Source organism: Pseudoalteromonas tunicata (assembly GCF_002310815.1).
Classification (GTDB): domain Bacteria; phylum Pseudomonadota; class Gammaproteobacteria; order Enterobacterales; family Alteromonadaceae; genus Pseudoalteromonas; species Pseudoalteromonas tunicata.
Genome location: NZ_CP011032.1, coordinates 1384482 through 1397398 on the forward strand (window position 1 = coordinate 1384482; position 12917 = coordinate 1397398).

General features: G+C 37.9%; 13 protein-coding genes and 2 pseudogenes. 12 read left to right on the forward strand and 3 right to left on the reverse strand.

All coding sequences use genetic code 11. The annotated features are described in order from the left end of the window. The first annotated feature begins 172 nt into the window (after positions 1-172). The 7 genes and pseudogenes from PTUN_RS06410 to PTUN_RS06450 all read left to right on the forward strand — a co-directional run bounded on the left by PTUN_RS06410 (position 173) and on the right by PTUN_RS06450 (position 6745). On the forward strand, positions 173-688 hold the full coding sequence (locus tag PTUN_RS06410; RefSeq protein ID WP_009839321.1) for a zinc finger Ran-binding domain-containing protein: 516 nt from the start codon (positions 173-175) through the stop codon (positions 686-688). Between the two features lie 278 nt (positions 689-966). Further along, the gene (locus PTUN_RS06415) at positions 967-1350 is read left to right on the forward strand and encodes a hypothetical protein (RefSeq protein WP_009839322.1); all 384 of its coding nucleotides are present in this window, start codon (positions 967-969) and stop codon (positions 1348-1350) included. Further along, complete coding sequence (locus PTUN_RS06420; protein ID WP_009839323.1) at positions 1350-1733, forward strand: hypothetical protein; 384 nt, start codon at positions 1350-1352, stop codon at positions 1731-1733. The genes PTUN_RS06415 and PTUN_RS06420 overlap by 1 nt, the downstream gene beginning before the upstream one ends. A 244-nt stretch (positions 1734-1977) precedes the next feature. Next, positions 1978-3612, forward strand: a pseudogene (locus tag PTUN_RS22620) (transposase). A 621-nt stretch (positions 3613-4233) separates the two neighbouring features. Continuing rightward, positions 4234-4311, forward strand: a pseudogene (locus PTUN_RS22625) (transposase); the annotation flags it as partial. 454 nt (positions 4312-4765) lie between these two features. Beyond that, on the forward strand, positions 4766-5212 hold the full coding sequence (locus PTUN_RS06440) for a DUF6326 family protein (protein ID WP_009839331.1): 447 nt from the start codon (positions 4766-4768) through the stop codon (positions 5210-5212). 1020 nt (positions 5213-6232) lie between these two features. Further along, positions 6233-6745 carry a hypothetical protein gene (locus PTUN_RS06450; protein WP_009839333.1) on the forward strand — a complete coding sequence of 171 codons (513 nt, stop codon included), beginning with the start codon at positions 6233-6235 and terminating at the stop codon, positions 6743-6745. A 220-nt stretch (positions 6746-6965) separates the two neighbouring features. Here PTUN_RS06450 and PTUN_RS21715 read toward each other — a convergent pair whose 3' ends face one another. Next, complete coding sequence (locus PTUN_RS21715; RefSeq protein ID WP_157579385.1) at positions 6966-7109, reverse strand: hypothetical protein; 144 nt, start codon at positions 7107-7109, stop codon at positions 6966-6968. A gap of 389 nt (positions 7110-7498) precedes the next feature. Here PTUN_RS21715 and PTUN_RS06455 point away from each other — a divergent pair, with 389 nt between their 5' ends. From PTUN_RS06455 to PTUN_RS06465, 3 genes are all read left to right on the forward strand, one after another. Beyond that, positions 7499-7915, forward strand: a complete 417-nt coding sequence (locus PTUN_RS06455) for a hypothetical protein (RefSeq protein ID WP_009839334.1) — start codon at positions 7499-7501, stop codon at positions 7913-7915. A gap of 185 nt (positions 7916-8100) precedes the next feature. Next, a complete protein-coding gene (locus PTUN_RS06460; RefSeq protein ID WP_009839335.1) occupies positions 8101-8583 on the forward strand; it encodes a DM13 domain-containing protein in 483 nt (160 codons plus the stop codon). Positions 8584-8685: 102 nt separating this feature from the next. Continuing rightward, positions 8686-9183 carry a 2-thiouracil desulfurase family protein gene (locus PTUN_RS06465; protein ID WP_009839336.1) on the forward strand — a complete coding sequence of 166 codons (498 nt, stop codon included), beginning with the start codon at positions 8686-8688 and terminating at the stop codon, positions 9181-9183. Between the two features lie 214 nt (positions 9184-9397). Here the strand turns inward: PTUN_RS06465 and PTUN_RS06470 are convergent, their stop codons facing one another. After that, positions 9398-10333 carry a LysR family transcriptional regulator gene (locus PTUN_RS06470; RefSeq protein ID WP_009839337.1) on the reverse strand — a complete coding sequence of 312 codons (936 nt, stop codon included), beginning with the start codon at positions 10331-10333 and terminating at the stop codon, positions 9398-9400. 109 nt (positions 10334-10442) lie between these two features. Between PTUN_RS06470 and PTUN_RS06475 the strand changes: the two genes are divergently transcribed. Both PTUN_RS06475 and PTUN_RS06480 read left to right on the forward strand, forming a co-directional pair. Beyond that, positions 10443-11189 (forward strand): SDR family NAD(P)-dependent oxidoreductase, encoded by a 747-nt coding sequence (locus tag PTUN_RS06475; RefSeq protein ID WP_009839338.1) that lies wholly within the window; start codon positions 10443-10445, stop codon positions 11187-11189. 263 nt (positions 11190-11452) lie between these two features. Continuing rightward, positions 11453-11836 carry a VOC family protein gene (locus PTUN_RS06480; RefSeq protein WP_009839340.1) on the forward strand — a complete coding sequence of 128 codons (384 nt, stop codon included), beginning with the start codon at positions 11453-11455 and terminating at the stop codon, positions 11834-11836. Between the two features lie 85 nt (positions 11837-11921). Here PTUN_RS06480 and PTUN_RS06485 read toward each other — a convergent pair whose 3' ends face one another. After that, positions 11922-12917: a response regulator gene (locus PTUN_RS06485; RefSeq protein WP_009839341.1), complete on the reverse strand. Its 996-nt coding sequence runs from the start codon at positions 12915-12917 to the stop codon at positions 11922-11924.

Sequence of the window (12917 nt, forward strand, 5' to 3'; positions counted from 1 at the left end):
TTGTAGAATTACTTATTTGGTCAAATTTTTAGGTGATTTAAGGGGTCTCAAATGTATTGCTTAGTGTGAGATCATCGCTTAGAAAGCGATACAGGAGGTCAAAAAAATGGCCAAATTTATAAAAATAGAAATTCTACAGTCTCGTTAGCTTTCTTATCAACATTGGAGTTTTATGAAAGGTTATAGATGGACTTGTAACGCATGTAGTGTTGGAAATGCTTCAAATGAAACTCATTGTTCAAAGTGTGGCTGTTCTGCAACAGCAGGTACAGAAGATATTGAAAAGCATAAAAACCCTGGGGGTTTTAAGAAAAGAAAAACAATCGAAGAATATAAAAAACAGCTATTACCTCTTTTATTTTCTCCATTTTTCTTAGTTATTTACATGCATAATGGTAAATTCGAAATTGCTTTACTTTTATTTGTAGCCGTAGCTTTTATTATTACTAAAAATCTTAAGTTGTTGCTTTACATATCTACTGATAAAAAAGCCAAAACCATGCTACTTACGTTTTCCTGCACATTATTACTGTTTATTTTAACTAGGATTTATCTAATTCCTGATAATAGTTCTTCTGTAGGTTGGGGCGTTTTGTTCTACTTTATTTTTACTTTTGGCTTTATGTATTATTTCACTAAAGGTAAAAGGTTCAATAAGTTACTCGAACAGTATTACAAAAAAAGCTAACAAGAAATTAAACAAGGACAAAAAACAGTTGGTTTTTGCTCCTGCGTCGCTTATTTTAACCAACTATTTTTTGCCTGTTAATTAGGCGTTGAGGTTGTAGAATTACTTATTTGGTCAAATTTTTAGGTGATTTAAGGGGTCTCAAATGTATTGCTTAGTGTGAGATCATCGCTTAGAAAGCGATACAGGAGGCCATAAAAAATGGGCAAATTTATAAAAATAGAAATTCTACAGTCTCGTTATGTTTTTCTCGGGATTAATCGAACATTGAGGGATCTATGAACAATCAAAAACTATTAAAAAAGTATGCAAATTCGTTTGTTTCTTCAATAAAGCCGAACATAAAAAGTGGATACAATATTTCGGCAAATATTCATCCAACTAATGGACGTGGCGCAACGATTGAATTTGAGATTGTCGATTCGAAGAAATCTAAAGTTTCAGTAGTTCCTGCTGTAGAAAGTGTAAATAGAACTTTAGCCACCATTGAGCAAAGATTAATTGGTGGAAATATAGAAGGAGTTACCTTTGCAGGAACTAACGTTTACATGGAAGGCAACAGAATAGTCATCATTAAAGGAGATGACGAACACAGCAGCTGGGATAACCGTGCCGCTCGAGCAGATGTTCAAAAAGTAATTTCTCCAAAAGGAGAAAATTAATGAACGGAACCGTGCGACAAGACGAAGTGTTAGGTCACTTAGATCAAAGGCTCTTGATTCTAGAAAACAATAAATGGGAGACATGGTTTGGAAAGCACCCAGGGATTGTACTAGGTGTTGTAATAGCGTCATTATCAACAGCCTTTTGGATGTACCATACGTGGCAAATAGAGCGCCTAGAGAAGAATTTTAATACCCAAATTACAGAGTTAAAGTCACAAAATAAGGGGCGAATTGATTGGTTAAAAGAGCAACAAACGGAACGGTTGTCATCTCTAAAAGACAAATGTTCATTAGAAAAAAGCCAAATTAACAATCAATTGCTTCAATGTAATTCGGCAACTGAAAAACATAACAAGGCAATTAAAAAAGCGGACTCATAACAGTTGGCTGAGTTTCGCTGCGCTACACATTATAGCCAACTATTATTTGCCGTTTATTGCGGCGTTGAGGCTGTAGAATTACTCATTTAAGGAACGGATTCTATACTTCTTTATTTGCTCGATTTTTAACCTTGAACCCACCGGGTGACTGTGATCTAATAGATATTATTCACCCACGGTAACGTGTTATGGCTCTTTCGTTGGGTTAGGAGCCAAGCCTGACTTATCCTGCCAAAATAAATTCATTCCTATCAATTTTTCAGAGCAAATTCTGCCTGGCACTTTTGAGTATGCCCTTTGTTATATTGTCGAAAATAAACTCGATTTAACGGGTTTTGATGCATGGTACAACAACGATAAAACAGGTGCAGCGGCGTATTCACCTGCGGTGATGCTCAAAATTATTCTGCTGGGTTATGCACATGGTTTGATCAGTAGTCGTCGCATTGCTAAGGCGTGTGAAGACAATATTTTGTTCATGAGACTCTTTTGCAAGAAATAGCGGGTGACGTGCAGCCGCATTTCACCTCAATCGCGGCCTTTGTGGCTAAAATGCACGAGCAGATTGAACCATTATTTACGCAAGTTCTGATGATATGCGACGCAGAAGGCTTAATAGGCCGTAATATGTTTGCTATTGATGGCTGGCACTTTATTTTAACGAAAGAAGTCGAATGCAAGTAAAGACAAATTTAGCGGGAATAAATTTGAACAGCGTAGCTGGCCTGAAAGGTGAGTATCAGGACGATACGAATAATGGAGCGGTACATTCGATGAGTTAGGCCGTAAAAAAGCAAAACTAGAACGCGCAAGTAAACGCATCATTGAACGCCATCAAGCCCAAGATGGCCTAAGTGAAGAGCTGGTCACACAAGACTTAAAGCAAAAAGAAAAGCTCGATAAAAGTGCAGGTAAAATAAGCGCGTTTTTAGCCACTCACGAAGAAAAAACAGGCAGTAAAGGTAAGCCGGTTAAAAGTAATATCACCGACCCTGACAGCGCTAAAATGACCACCTCAAAAGGCACCATTCAAGGCTACAACGGTATTGCGATAAATGACGATAAGCACCAAATACGTTCTTTGGGTAAAGAGGGCAAGCACAAGCGTGGGGTTCGGTGGGCGAGCAACAAACCTTGCAGCCAGCCGTTAATCAATTAAAACAACAACTCGCTAAACTCAACGCAAACCGAACGTCAAAGGAACAGGCCATCAAATTCACCGCAGACAGTGGCTTTAATAGCGAAGCGAACCTCGAATTTATGGCGAAAAGTGGCTTTGATACTTACATAGCAGATAACCAATTTAGAAAACGCAACCCACTGTTTAAAGAGAGCGAAACCTACGAAACAGAGCAAGAAAAGCGCCGATTAAAACGCAGTAAAGGTAAGCCGCGGTTATTTCCCTCGGATGACTTCCACTATGATGAAGTAACCCAAACCTGCCGCTGCCCCGCAGGCAATGAGATGTGGCGAAGTGGTATCAATGTCAACAGCCATCATCAACAATACACCCGATTCTGCGGTTACTTAAAAGACTGTAAAATTTGCCCGCTGCAACAACAATGCATGCGAAAGCCACCGATAAAAACAGGGCGGCAAGTGCAGTTTAAGAATGATGAATCACGCAAAAAAGTCAGTTACATCGACAAAATGAAAGTAAAAATAGACAGCCCAATGGGACGACAACATCTTTTTATTCAAGGAATGGCAAACGACTCGGCTGTATCAAACCTGCTTTCCTTTAAATAAAAGGCGGAATATCACCGTCAATAAAGGCATGAATAAATTGACCTTGCGTGGTCAAACGAAAGTGAATGCCCAGTGGCAACTGTATTGCTTGGTTCATAATATAGAAAAGCTGCAAAACAGGATGCATTAAGCAGGGGAAACCCTTTTTACCTCAAAAACTCACCAAACCTGCTTAAACACCCCTCTAAAAACCCCAATAAATCTGAATATTAACTAATAATCTAAAAACGACTAAACGATTGAATCAAAATAGGAACTCAGATATTGTTGGTGCATTAATCAAAATAAATTTTAAAACGAGTAATTCTATATGCTCGTTAAATGGATTTGAGGAAATTCGCAAATGGATAAATTTGAATATCGTGTAGATAGTATTAGTGGCATCTTTAAGTCGCGTTTGACTAAGCTTTCCAATCTTCAGAGTCTCTGTGATTCAAATGGTAAGGAAGGTTGGGAATTGGTTAATGTTACTTATGATTGGTTGTTAGTTTCCTATACCTTGTTTTTTAAACGTAAAACACACAACTAGAATGTATCTATTTAACAAGCTAAGTCAACGGAAACCCTCTCACTGGCTGCGCCACAACGTTCGCATTTTCCGCTGCTTGGGGCGTTGAGGCTGTAAGTTTACTCATTTCAGGAACGGATTCTACATTTCTTTCTTTGCTCGATTTTTAACCGTTCGCTGTGATCTAATAGATGTTATTCACCCACGGTAACGTGTTATGGCTCTTTCGTGGGGTAAGGAGTCAAGCCTGACTTATCCTGTCAAAATAAATTCATTCCTATCAATTTCGCTGAGCAAATATTGCCAGGTACATTTGAGTATGTGAAAAAAACCTGTCAACCACAAATCTCATTGATATTATTAACTTTACCGCATTAAAAACATTAAACCTCACAAATGAGTGAGGCTTTTTATTTACAGCTGACCTGTATTTTGTCGCGATAAATCATGGCGCTACAACTAGCGTCTTTATCTCAAAATGCGTTTTAATCGTTTGAACTATTCGCGGTTATAGCTGCACATTTTTCAACCTTGTTGTAGCACTGCGCCTCGGTGAGATCGGTGGTGACATATCTTTTACTCACAACGCCATCAAAGCCCTCACTGATACCGCAATAAAACTCCCATAAATTCATAATTTTAAATACTAAAGCAAAACTGACTAAACAATTGAATCAAAATAGGAACTCAGCTATGGTTTGTAGACTAAAAAAAATAAATTTAAAACGAGTAATTCCACAGGCTAGTTATACATTACTCAGAAAATGGAGTTCAAATGAGTTCGACTAATAATTCAAATAGGGTTTTTCAAGATTTTCCAATAAACGTAAAGCTAATAATATCCTCACTTTGGGTGGCAGTAATGTTTTGCTATGTATATGGTGATTATATTGAAGTTTATGTTCCTGGAGTGATAGCTAATGCGATGGAAGTCACATCAGCGAAAGAAGGGATTCAATTAGAGTTCTTTGCCGTAGCTCTACTTATGTCTGTTCCAAGTGTAATGATATTTCTTACTTTAGTGTTAAAACCGAGAATTAATCGCTGGTTAAATATAATCATACCTACTTTATACATAGTCCTTCTGATTGCGATAAACCTACAAACTACATGGGGTTTCTATTTATACCTAACGGCTATTGAGATATTACTTTCAATTTATACTGTTTGGTATGCGTGGAATTGGCCTAAAACCGAACAATATTCAGTAGGTGTTATATAACAAGTTCATCATGAAGAGGAAACTAGATACTCATCAATATCTCGGTTTAAATATCAAAGAAAAACGATTGAATAAAAATAAGATTTCAGTTGTCGCTAGCTAATTTATAGAAATTGAAACGAGTAATTATACAAGCTTGTTAGTTATTTTTAACGTTCTAAAAATTAAATCGAATGTTGTTTTTAAAAAGTAATAATGTAGTGCTCAAGTTAAATTGGCTACTGCAAAATCTCTTTTTCAAAGCTGAGCTTAAATAGAAATAGGGCGTTTAATGGGGCAGTGTACTTCAATTAAAAAAGATATTTATGGATGCCATATATTTCCATTGTGTATTTTTTAAACTCTACAGAAAGGTTCAATGATGACAATTTTCAACATTGCGCTGTTAAGTAATCTTTTAATAAACATATCTTTAGATATTATGGAGAATAGCTGGAATAGATCTCAATGTTTACTGATATCTTTTATTGTATCGCTCACATTTGTACTCGATGAGTCGAAATGGCTGCTTCCAAATACCGATAAGTTTTATGCATGGCTAAAAAGATTTGTAGTTTCATACTTAACGTGTGAAATAACTCTTCTAGTGAATTTTATTTATATTTTGCTTAACAAATATAGTGTTACTTCAATTTCATGGTATGCACCGAGCATGGTCATGCTTGGGATATTGATTTATAGATACCGTCGAAAAAATTAGACGAGTTTAAATTTGGAAATAAAAAAGATGGTATCGAATTGTCTCTATCCTGACATTAAGCTAAAAATTTACATAGAGTATTCACTAAGGTTTTTAAAATAGATTAGTTCATAATGTCAAGAAGTAGAAAAAAGAATTAACTAAGCAAGTGAAACCTTTTTAGCCTTAAAAAACTTAAAGCCACAAAGACAAACCACTAAAAATAAATGATTAAGATTCAATTAATCTTAGTGTAAATAATTGAATGGAAATAGGAACTGGGATATTATTGTTGGATAAAAAAATAAATTTAAATATTGGTAAAAAGGTTTAATTTTTGAATGAATTATCTTAAAAAATTACAGATTGTACTTGTAGTGTTCTTTATATCTGGTTGTGCAGCAAATATTAAGGAGGTTATTCATACTCCTATTAATGTAGACCAGAATGTTCAAAATCATTCAGTTTACTTGGATGTTTCACCTGCAAAATCATTGTCAAAAAGTAAAGATTTGACTCGAAGTATCGGTGAACTTGAGAAGTTAATTTCTAAAAATTTCAGTGTAGTGAAAAATAAATCTAGTTCAAATTTAGTAGTGAATATATCAATTGAAAATTTTAGATTCGTATCAGGCTTTGGCCGGTTTATGGCTGGTGCGATAGTTGGGAATGCCCAATTAATGCTAAAAATCAAAATAACTGAACTATCTTCAGGCAAAGTCATTGGAGAATCATTTTTTGATACTCAATCTGAATTTAGTGAAGGGGTTTTTGGTGCTACGACATCTAGACAGCTTGAAGCTATGGCTATGAAAATCACAGAATATATAAATTCTACTAGCAAAAATACCTAGCAAATAATAAATAACTAGTCGCTTGATGCTTTTGATGTTAAAAGTAAAACTCACTATGATAACCATAACGGAAGCTTCTAAATTCTTTCGAAACAGCTTGAAAAATACAAAGCGCCATAAATATTTTCATTGATAAATCGATATTCATTTAATTAAAAATATTCTACTTCATAATATTAAGATGTTTTTTATCATTGCTCTTACAGCTAAATACATACTCTTAGATTGTGTCGTGATACATCACGACATACACGTCGATTAAATCAAGATTGAGCCTTGGGTGTGAATGATAACGAGCCGTAATAAACTCAATCAATTCTTGGTGTCGCGCAGCGTCTCCGTGCGCTTGATGGTGAGTATGCATTGGAAATGCCCTAGGTTTTACCTGCTTCATTCATCAAATCAACGGCTTAGAAATTTTTGAGCGTCATAAACTCGTTTTGTTAAACTCCCACTTAAATACCTTTAAAAATCATGCTGAATCATTTTGTTAAGTTTCGATGGAAAAGCAACTAAACCATTGAATCAAAATAGGAACTCAGTTATCGTCGGTTAATTAAAAATAAATTTAAATAGGCAATTTTAGAGGCCCGTTAGTCTTTATTAACTTCAAGGATGTAATATGAATTTTTTAAAGTGTTTTTGTTTGTTTTTTTCTTACAGTTTTTACTAACCAATTAAATTTATTTATGTATGGTGCTTAAGTTGGTACTCGTAAAAGTTTATTTTAGTCATAGTTAGAAGGTAATAATAATGAAAGGTGCAGGTGGAAGTTCTGGTGGAATTGGGCATTTTTTTATTGGTTTATTAATGATGTGCAGTGGTTTTTATATGCTACTAAATGCAATTACTGTTACTGCAAATTTTGGCCTTGGGTCACGGTTATATAACCTGAGTGCATTTGGAACTAGCTTTGGGGTGACAAGTGGCACTGTCATGATCCCGTTTATTTTTGGTATAGGTCTTATTTTTTATAACTCTAGAAATATTTTGGGGTGGTTACTCTCAATAGGCTCAATTACCGCATTAATATTTGGTGTAATATCATCCATTCGCTTTAGTTTACGCACAATGTCATCGTTTGATCTGATAGTTATTTTAGTTTTGGCTGTGGGTGGTTTAGGGTTGTTTTTACGTTCTTTAAAAAAATTAGATGCTAAATATAGCTAGTCAAAGGCCTTTAATTTTCGCCAAACCACCGATGTTATTTAGTTTTCCCCAGCATCTTTTAGTACGTGAGTAAGCTCTTGAATGAGGTATTGCCAACTGGGGAGGTCTTTCTTTTTGAGGCGTAACTTGGTAAAGCGTGGTTGCTGTTATCTTTTTAATTTAAATAAGTTAATGGAACAAATAGCATGAACAGCAAGCGGCTGATTTTATTATTAGCAACTCACTTAAGTATTGCAGTTATGGGGTTTATGGCGGGGATCTACACCTTGCCTATTTTGATTGCGCAACCGGCACCACTAGAGTCAGATTTGTTGGCGGTTTCGAGTCGAGCAATAGTAAGCGCTAAATTTGAACGGCACTTGCAAGACAGTGATTTTCTTCATTTTGGTGAGGGCGAGGTGTTTATTAGCCAGCACGCGATTGCGTTTGTCGGCACCTTAGCTCCGGGGCCAGATTATCAGCTTTATTTGTCACCTGAGTTTGTTGAAACAGAGCTCGATTTTAATCGGTTAAAAGCGCAGATGGTGCAAGTAGGGGCTGTTAAAACCTTTAATAACTTTTTAGTGGCGCTCCCTGCGCACATCGACCCAACTCACTACAATACGGTGATTGTATGGTGCGACAGTTTTAATCAATTTATTACCTCAGCCCAGTATCAACATCGCTAGTATGTCTTCAAAAGTATCGGTGGTTACTTGGCTTTAATTGATTTACAGAGCCGAATGAGTGATTGAAAAGAGAGTACTACAAGCAAATAAAACGGAAATGAAATGGAAAAAGTACTGGTAAGCGCTTGTCTACTCGGGAAAAAAGTACGTTATGATGGTAAAGCGCTCAGCACATCAGAACGTATTCTTGAACAATGGGTCGCAGCAGGCAAAGTAATTTCAGTTTGCCCAGAGGTGGATGCAGGGATGACTATTCCAAGATCTCCAGCAGAAATACTAAACGGTGATGGCCTTGATGTATGGGAGGGAACCGCGCGGGTTATTGATATAAATGGACTGGATGAAAGTGCATACTTCAAAGCTGGAGCACACATCGCTTTAGCCTTGTGTAAAAAATACCAGATCCGCGTTGCGGTATTAACCGAAAATAGCCCCTCTTGTGGGAGTTCGGCGATCTACGATGGTACTTTCACCAATACCAAGCTTGATGGTACAGGTGTCACGGTGGCATTACTGCAAAAGCACGGTATCGAGGTTTTTAATCAGCATGATCTTGATGCCGCTAACCATGCTTTGCTGCGGGATAGGCATTATCTATAGTGTATTATTATAAAGTTTGAAGCGAGCAGGATTTAATTAAATACCTTAATGAGCACTGTTTAACTCAACAAGTGCTGCTTAAAATGGCTAAAGTGACAGAGCAAAATTTACGCACATTTCAAGCATAAAATGTTATGCATCAGTGCTCTTATAAGTTAAGTCTTGCTATAAACAGTGGGATTACACTTAACCCGTATTGAGGTGATTTAAGTCATCAACTTGCTTGATTAAGAACCTGAGTAAGCTCTTTACTGAGGTATTGCCACACTTCGTTTACGGCTCGACTACGTGCCTCTTTTTCTAAACAAACCAAGTGAATAGGGGCTGCATCGGGGTGATGCCATGCTGTTAAGACTGTCGTTAGTTTTCCAGCCTGTAATTCGGGTTTGATTAAAATAGGGTCAATTCGAATGATGCCCATGCCCATACAGGCAAGTTCAACTAAGGTGCGGCCATCGTCAGATGCTGTTGCAGGCGTTATGTGGATGGTTTGAATTTCGCCACTTGGGCTGCAAAAATGCCAATGATCCATGGCTAGTTTTTGATGGCGAAAGATGATGCATTGATGTGCACTAAGGTCGCTTGGTTTATCAAGTTTAGCTGCATCTTGTAGGTAAGCGGGACTGGCAAAACAGGCCCAGGATTTAATGCCAATTTGACGAGCAACTAAAGATGAATCGGGTAATTGACCGACCCGCAGTGCAATGTCTATCCCCAGTTCAATTAGGTCAACTACCCGATCATCAAGGTTAATGTCTATTACTATCTCAGGGAATAACCGTTTTAGGTCTGGTAACAAGGGTAATAAGTAACGTTGGCCGATAAGGGTTGAGCTACTTATTTTTACTCGACCACTGGGCTTAGCTTGGGCTTGTTCGGTCAATTTAGCGGTATTGCTGAGTAGGTCAGTGAGTGAGTCGGTGATGATAAGTAACTCTTTGCCTGCATCGGTGAGGTTTAATTGCCGTGTACTGCGTTGCAATAATCTTAAGCCTAAATGCTGTTCAAGCTGGGCAATTTTTTTACTGACAGATGAGCGTGGTAATTGCAGCGCGTCTGCGGTGGCTTGAAAGCTGCCTAGCTGAGTAACACGACGAAATAGATATAAATTAGGCAGTTGAAGGTGCAAGGTTGTTGCGTCAATATTCATAAATACGTTCTCATAGAGAAACAATGAGTTTCTTGTTTGGTATCTTATTGGAAACTATTCTGCGGGGTATGCTGTGCTTCGTCAACGTATTATCTAGAGGAAATCAGCAATGCAAACTTCGTTACAAGGAAAAACAATTTTAATCACTGGCGCAACAGCAGGTATAGGTTTTGCAGCGGCGCAATCGTTGTTGTTACAAGGTGCTAAATTAGTGATCACAGGGCGAAACCAGACGCGCTTGAACCACGCGGTGAAGGCGCTTGGTGAGCAGGTGATACCAGTGTTGTGTGACAGTGCCAATGTTGAACAAATCCAGCAAATGGTCATTGAGCTTCAGCGCGATAACATTCAACTCGATGGCCTAATTTTAAATGCCGGCGTGTTTTATCCAGCGCCATTTGAGCAAATGAGTTTAGAAAACTTTACCAGCACTATGGCGGTGAACTTTAATGGCCCAGCGCTAACGTTACAGGCATTACTGCCTTGTTTGAAAAATCCCAGCAGTGTGGTATTTGTATCGAGTGTTGCAGTATTAAAAGCGTTTGCAAGCGCTGGAGTTTATAGTGCCAGTAAAGCTGCGTTTGAAGGTTTAGCTCGAGTGCTTAATTCAGAATTAGCTCCACGTGGCATTCGGATTAACTCGATTCGCCCAGGTGTAACCGCCACCGAAATTCAGGCCAAAGCAGGGATGGACGATGCCGCAATCAGTGGTTTTTTTGAGTCACTCAGTAGCACGCCCGTTGGTCGAGTTTTAGTGCCTGATGACCTTATTCCTGCCATCAATTATTTAATCTCTGACGCCAGCATTGGCTTACGTAATGCGTATATTGACATCGATGGTGGATTTGGACTTTAGTTGCGTCAATAGCGAATGTGAAGCTTAAGGCGCTTGGTTATAAAATTAAATTTATGAGCTTGTTGTTTTTTATTTGGTTGTTGAAAAATGCGGCTCATCTTATTTTTTACATTATAACTAAAAAATATTATTTTTATTCAATATGTTGGTAAATCTCCTATCCAGAACTCAGATGAAATAAGATGGCTTAATAAAGTTTTGCTATTTAACTTAAGCTAAAAAGTGCAAAGAGACTGAGCAAAAGCGCATCACAAGGAATATACATGAATTTAAACCAAGTCACGTTACCTGTTAGAGATATGCAGCAAGCATGTGCTTTTTATCTAACTTTGGGTTTTACACAAATTGTGGATACTGCACATTATGCGCGTTTTGCCTGCCCCGAAGGAGATGCCACATTTTCACTGTCATTGACTACAGCAAGTTTTGAAAATGGCGCAACGATTTATTTTGAACATCAAGCATTAGATGAGTGGGTAGCAAGCCTTAAACTAAAAGGTATTGTATTTGAGCAAGAACCAACAGATCAGCGTTTTTTATGGCGTGAAGCGCTATTGTTTGACCCATCTGGTAACAAAATTAAACTCTATTGGGCGGGAGATAATCGGTTAAATCCCCCTTGGCGGGTTGAAAAACGCTTAACTTAGTTTATCTTTTTTCAACATAATAACTTCGATACAAAGCGCCTCCATTGCACTTTGTATCGAATTTATTATGTGATGTCTCGTTTAATTACACATCTTGCCAACGCGCTTTGATTTGAATAATTTCGGCAAGATTTTGTTCAAATAATTCGACCAATTTAGGTTCAAAATGCACACCACTTTGCTGGCGAATATAATCCATGGTTTGTTCGATTGGCCATGCTTCTTTATATGGCCGTTTACTGGTGAGGGCATCAAATACATCTGCTAATGCAACAATTCGCCCTTCAAGAGGAATAGCATCACCTTTTAAGCCGTTTGGATAGCCTGTGCCATCCCATTTTTCATGGTGGGTTAAAGCAACAGATTTAGCTAAACGCAGTAATTCAGAATCAGCTTCACCGATAATTTCAGCCCCAATTTCTGCGTGAGTTTTCATAATGGTAAATTCATCATCAGTGAGTTTGCCCGGTTTTAACATGATACTATCGGGAATGCCGATTTTACCAATGTCGTGCATAGGGGCTGCATGCAGTAAGTCATCTGCTTGTGCTTCGCTTAAGCCATAGGCGAGGGCAATGACTTTGGAATAATGACTCATCCTTAATACGTGGGTGCCGGTTTCGTTGTCTTTATATTCCGCAGCTCGGCCTAAGCGTTGAATAACCTGCAAGCGGGTTTTTCTCAGCTCATCAGCTTGAACTAACGATAAATGGGTTTTTATACGCGCTTTAACAACCGCAGTTGAAATCGGTTTTGTAATATAATCGACAGCGCCAACGGCAAAACCAGCGGCTTCATCATGCTCTTCGCTTAGGGCTGTGACAAATATCACTGGGATAGCTTGGGTTTCTGGGCGCTGCTTGAGTTGTTGGCAGACCTCAAAACCTGTCATGTCAGGCATCATAATATCAAGTAAAATAAGGTCGGGCCGTTCTTGTAACGCTAACTTAAGGGCTTCTTCGCCATGTTTGGCAAAAATTAACTGATAGTCAGGATGGAGTAATTGCTTCAATATCCGTAGGTTAACTGGCTCATCATCCACTAAAAGTAACGTTTGTTTTTGGTTTGATACTGTTTGCAT

Excerpts from the sequence above, each read along its gene's own strand:
- PTUN_RS06450 (WP_009839333.1), top strand. The coding sequence starts at position 6,233 with ATGAATTATCTTAAAAAATTACAGATTGTACTTGTAGTGTTCTTTATA.
- PTUN_RS06415 (WP_009839322.1), top strand. The coding sequence starts at position 967 with ATGAACAATCAAAAACTATTAAAAAAGTATGCAAATTCGTTTGTTTCT.
- PTUN_RS06440 (WP_009839331.1), top strand. The coding sequence starts at position 4,766 with ATGAGTTCGACTAATAATTCAAATAGGGTTTTTCAAGATTTTCCAATA.
- PTUN_RS06420 (WP_009839323.1), top strand. The coding sequence starts at position 1,350 with ATGAACGGAACCGTGCGACAAGACGAAGTGTTAGGTCACTTAGATCAA.
- PTUN_RS06455 (WP_009839334.1), top strand. The coding sequence starts at position 7,499 with ATGAAAGGTGCAGGTGGAAGTTCTGGTGGAATTGGGCATTTTTTTATT.
- PTUN_RS06465 (WP_009839336.1), top strand. The coding sequence starts at position 8,686 with ATGGAAAAAGTACTGGTAAGCGCTTGTCTACTCGGGAAAAAAGTACGT.
- PTUN_RS06475 (WP_009839338.1), top strand. The coding sequence starts at position 10,443 with ATGCAAACTTCGTTACAAGGAAAAACAATTTTAATCACTGGCGCAACA.
- PTUN_RS06480 (WP_009839340.1), top strand. The coding sequence starts at position 11,453 with ATGAATTTAAACCAAGTCACGTTACCTGTTAGAGATATGCAGCAAGCA.
- PTUN_RS06460 (WP_009839335.1), top strand. The coding sequence starts at position 8,101 with ATGAACAGCAAGCGGCTGATTTTATTATTAGCAACTCACTTAAGTATT.
- PTUN_RS06410 (WP_009839321.1), top strand. The coding sequence starts at position 173 with ATGAAAGGTTATAGATGGACTTGTAACGCATGTAGTGTTGGAAATGCT.
- PTUN_RS06470 (WP_009839337.1), bottom strand. The coding sequence starts at position 10,333 with ATGAATATTGACGCAACAACCTTGCACCTTCAACTGCCTAATTTATAT.
- PTUN_RS21715 (WP_157579385.1), bottom strand. The coding sequence starts at position 7,109 with ATGCATACTCACCATCAAGCGCACGGAGACGCTGCGCGACACCAAGAA.
- PTUN_RS06485 (WP_009839341.1), bottom strand. The coding sequence starts at position 12,917 with ATGCAAACAGTATCAAACCAAAAACAAACGTTACTTTTAGTGGATGAT.